General features: G+C 45.2%; 2 protein-coding genes and 2 pseudogenes. 1 reads left to right on the top strand and 3 read right to left on the bottom strand.

The window, feature by feature from the left end; all coding sequences use genetic code 11:
* Positions 1–206: 206 nt before the first annotated feature.
* On the top strand, positions 207–1,655 hold the full coding sequence (locus tag Q0256_RS05260) for a DKNYY domain-containing protein (RefSeq protein ID WP_297960782.1): 1,449 nt from the start codon (positions 207–209) through the stop codon (positions 1,653–1,655).
* 998 nt (positions 1,656–2,653) lie between these two features.
* On the opposite strand, the pseudogene rpoD reads toward Q0256_RS05260, so the two are convergent.
* The 3 genes and pseudogenes from rpoD to Q0256_RS05250 all read right to left on the bottom strand — a co-directional run.
* A pseudogene (rpoD, locus tag Q0256_RS05255) lies at positions 2,654–3,754 on the bottom strand (RNA polymerase sigma factor RpoD); the annotation flags it as partial.
* Positions 3,755–3,944: 190 nt separating this feature from the next.
* Positions 3,945–4,127: pseudogene (locus tag Q0256_RS11605) on the bottom strand (hypothetical protein); the annotation flags it as partial.
* On the bottom strand, positions 4,117–4,525 hold a 409-nt coding region (locus Q0256_RS05250), incomplete at its 5' end, for a DJ-1/PfpI family protein (protein ID WP_297960778.1). The pseudogene Q0256_RS11605 and the gene Q0256_RS05250, both read right to left, overlap by 11 nt.

The following is a 4,525-nucleotide window of genomic DNA, read 5'->3' as shown; positions in this document are numbered from 1 at the left end:
AGACCAAGCATTTTGACGGCTACTAAGTTAAATTTGCGCGGAGCGTGAGTCGTTTCGCGCGGTTGCGGGCAAATTTGAGCTTAGGCTTTGCCGTCAAATTTATCCGTATCTTTCGCCGCCAAATTTACCGCACCTAAATTTTAAAATTTCCCGCAAACGCTTTTAAATTTCTAACGTTTTAAACTAGCAAGATATATAATTGCCTTATGAAAAAGGCGAATAATTTAAGCAAATTTGATAAAAAGGCGCTAAGGCTTCTCTTTGCGGTACTTTTCGTGCCGCTTTTCGTCTCGCTCGTTTTTATCTATGAGCTATCGGTGTATGATAGCTCGCGCGAGCTGCCTGCGGGCGCACAAAAGATCGGCGGCAGTGATTATTACAACATCGGCGGCAAAATTTATCTACGCTCTTGGAATCTCGCTCCTTACGAGCTAGAGGGCGACGCGGACGCGGCGAGCTTTCGCGCGCTTGATACCGGCAGATACTCCTATACAAACGTCGGCATGGACGCTAGTAGCGTATTTTGCGGCGCTCGCAAGATGTCGGGGCTGGATCCCGCTCGCACGCAAAAGATCGGCTCTCGCTACTACAGCGACGGGCCCGTAAGCTACTTCTGCTCGGACGTTACGCAGCGCACGGGCAGCGCGATAAGCTACATTTACAAGGTATTTTTCCACGCGTTTGGGCTCTCCAAATGGCCGCAGGAGTACAACTACCCCTACGCTAGACTTGATACTAGCGCGCCTATCTCGCCGCTGACCGAGAGCCCTTACGTCGCCACAGACGGCGAGCGGGTATTTTACGAGGGTAAAATTTTAGCGGGTGCGGATGCAAAAAATCTACAACAGATAAGGCTAAAAACCGTATACGAAGACGGTCCCGATTCGCCCGCGCACTTTCGCCCGGTCGATCGGTGGCTAAGCGACGGACGCAGCGTTTATGCGGACGGCGAGAGGCTAAATTTCACGCCTAGCGAGCAGATGTATCTCGTGGAGCCAAACGCCGGTATAGAGTTTCTTTATGATCCAAAGGCGGGCGCAGTGCTAATGAACGGCGAGAGATTTGACCCCGCAAACGAGCCCTATGCGCCGCTAAATTTTCAGAGCGGGCATCAGGAATACATGCTGTTTGCGAGCAAAAACGGTATATTTTATCTAAGCAAGGATAAAATTTTAAATCGTCCGCGCGGCAGCGGCGCCGAGGGCCGGCTCAAAGACGCGTTTTGGTACGTGTACTATAAATTTGGCGCAGACGCCAGCCGGCTAAGCGCGCTAAAAAGGGCGGGCGATAATCCGTTTAAAGGCGCCGTGCGGCAGATCTCGGAGAAGCTTTTTAAGGACGACGCGGGATTTTATTATCTAAATTTTTACTCGCATAGCGTTTACGTCACGGGTCGCAGCGGCAGGCATTTGGATAAGCGGACAAATTTCATCGATCTGCGAAAGATCACGCTTGAGATACATGACGAGGAGGTAATGGCGCAGATCGCGGACGAGGCGGCGCGCAACCCCGAAATGTCACAGCTCATCTTTACCGCGCAGGACGTGGAGTATGAAAACGGCGCGGCCTTTTATATGTATTGCCTTGTGGCGGTTTTATTGCTCGGAGCTTGGATTTACAGCTACCTTAAAAAACGCAGCTTGCGGCGCAGCTAAATTTAGCGGTGCGGCGGAAGATAAATTTAGAGCGAGACAAAAATACTGACGTCGTGTTATCCAGCGCACTCTTGGCTAAAGAAGTAAATTTTAAGAGCGGAACGGCACGGCGGAGCAGTAAATTTAGATAGTGTTGCGGTTGCCAGCGCGGCAATCCGGCAAAATTTATGGGTGCTGCGATTGCGGGTACGGCAGTGCGGCAAGCGGGATGCGATTGAACGTGTGTCAAAACTTGGCCGGTGCCGAATTGCCGGTTTGTTGGCGCGTAGTAAGCTAGCTAGATGGTGCGAGGCGGAATGATTGCACGCCGAAACGGCGGCGGCTTTTGTGCCGTTAAATCGTGCGATCTATTTTGGTTGGAATTTTGCAAATATACCGATAAAACTTTGGCTAAGATTCGCAAAACACCGCAAATACGGTATTTTATTTTAAACCGCCTTTGCTACTTATCTAAATTTAAGGGGTAAGAATATAAACTTCAAATATTCATAGTCTGGAAAAATAGAATTTCTAACGCTGTGTAAATTTACTCTACTGGAGTTTGAAACCGCCACTTGCCATTTCCGAACAAAGAGGTAGAGCATGTAAATCTACTCCACTGGAGTTTGAAACAATTGCATAAGCCCTATATCTACGCTATAACCTTTGGATGTAAATCTACTCCACTGGAGGTTGAAATAAAGCTCTTTTTGCGCCCGCGCAGAAAAGGTATAGGGTAAATTCTCTCCGCTGGAGTTTGAAACCTACGAACTTCAAACCTTAAGCCCATAAAAATCGGAGTTTTAAGTACTGCTGCATTTTACTGCGCCTTGATTTGTGCTCCGCCTGACAAAATTTATGCTAAAAAAATACATTATTGACGATTCCAGCTTGGATATTAGCGGATTTAAATTTTTGTCGTGTTTTTAAAATCAATCATACCGAAGCCAAAGTCCAGTTATCTAATGAATTTTAAATTTGCCGGGCGTTGAAGGGCAAATTTATATCGGAGTTTTGCTCTAGCTCTCGATATAGGTTTTGAGTTTGCGGCCGATTTTTGGGTGTTTTAGCTTTTTGATCGCCGAGCTTTCGATCTGGCGGACACGCTCGCGAGTGATGTTGAGCTCCTTGCCTATCTCTTCAAGCGTGCGGTCGCTCTCGTCGTCAAGCAGTCCAAATCGCATGCGAATCACCGTGCGCTCGCGGTCGTTGAGCTGTTCTAAGATATCGTCGATCTGCTCTTTTAAGTCGGATTTTAAAATTTGTTCGATCGGCGAAACCGAGCTTTTGTCCTCGACAAAATCGCCGAATTTACCGTCGTCCTCGTTTCCGATCGGCGCTTCTAGGCTGATCGGCTCCTTTGTGATTTTGATGACCTGCTTTACCTTATCGACGCTAAGACCTACCTCTTGCGCGATGACGTTGATATCGGGCTCCTTGCCGCCTTCTTGCATATATTTGCGCGTGATTTTATTAATTCGATTTATCGTCTCGATCATATGGATCGGGATGCGGATCGTGCGCGCTTGATCAGCGATGGCGCGCGATATCGCCTGGCGGATCCACCACGTCGCATAGGTCGAAAATTTATAACCGCGCTTGTATTCAAATTTATCCACAGCCTTCATAAGCCCGATATTACCCTCCTGGATGAGGTCTAAAAACGGCAGCCCACGGTTCGTGTAGCGCTTGGCGATGGAGACGACCAGGCGCAGGTTGGACTTCGCCATGCGCGCCTTTGCATTGTCGCTGATGCGCTTGCCGCGCTTGATCTGCTCTAAAATTTCTTTCAGCCGCTCGGGCTCGAGATTGAAGCTTTTTTTGCTCGCCTCTTTTGTCAAAAAGAGCTTTTTAATATCGACGTAGGTCGAAACCATCGTAGCTTCCGGCACGCGCGCGATGATGTCGTCCTTGCTAAGCCTCGTGATCTCTTTTAGAATTTTTTTGTGATTTTCGCGCAGTTCGGCGCTAAACATCGGCAGCTTGTACTCTAAGCGTTTGAGCTCCTTTTCGAAGCCCTCGTCGCTTTTTAGCGCGGTCTCCATCGATTTTACGATCTCGGTGATGAGCTTGCTGGTTGGCCCCAGATCCATGAGCTTTTCTTTTAAAATTTTCTTTTGTTGACGCACAAAAAGTACAGCCCATTCTACAACCTACTTGACTTGAAATACAAACTGTACAATAACTTCCATAGTCCATAAATACAGTTTCAATTATTCTATTATCATATAATTTAATCAAATATTTTTTTGTATTATCTAGCTTTGATTCATATTTTGTATAAATTGAAGAAGTATTTATATATCCTATTTCCTTTAGTTTTTCAATTAAAACTTTAGGCAGTTGCTTGCAGTTTTCTATTTCAAAGTTTTTCTTTTGATGCATAAATCTAAAAAATTGTTCAGCCCTAAACTTTTTTTCTCCCAAACTTAAAAATAAATCTTCAAGCTCTTCAATTTTCAAAGAGTTAAATTCTATTTTTTTATTTCCCATTCTTTTCTTCCTTTAGAATAAAATCTCTTAACAAATAATCAACAGACATAAATCGAACTTGTTTTTCTTGAACTTTACCTTTGATTTTTCTAATCAATGTATAAGCAAGTTCTCCTGCCAGTCCCGCTCCTCTTGCTGTAATTATATTGTCATCGATACAAATTGCATCTTCTTTTACATTTGCATCAAGCAATTCATCTTCCATTCCCGGATAAATTACAGCATCTCTTCCGGATAAAACACCTGCCTTTGCAAGAACTGAAGGTCCTGCACAAATTGCAGAAATCAATTTGTGCTCTTCGTCAAATTTCTTTATAATATCTAAAACTCTTTTATCATCTCTGATATCAAAAGCAGCAGGAAGTCCTCCGGGAATAATAATTCCAGCATATTCTTTT

The sequence above is a fragment of the uncultured Campylobacter sp. genome (assembly GCF_937949835.1).
GTDB lineage: Bacteria > Campylobacterota > Campylobacteria > Campylobacterales > Campylobacteraceae > Campylobacter_B.
The sequence above is the reverse complement of the archived record's forward strand: the minus strand, read 5'-3'. Positions and strand labels throughout refer to the sequence as shown.

Coding starts and splice junctions, on each gene's coding strand:
- Q0256_RS05260 (WP_297960782.1), top strand. CDS start 207: ATGAAAAAGGCGAATAATTTAAGCAAATTTGATAAAAAGGCGCTAAGG.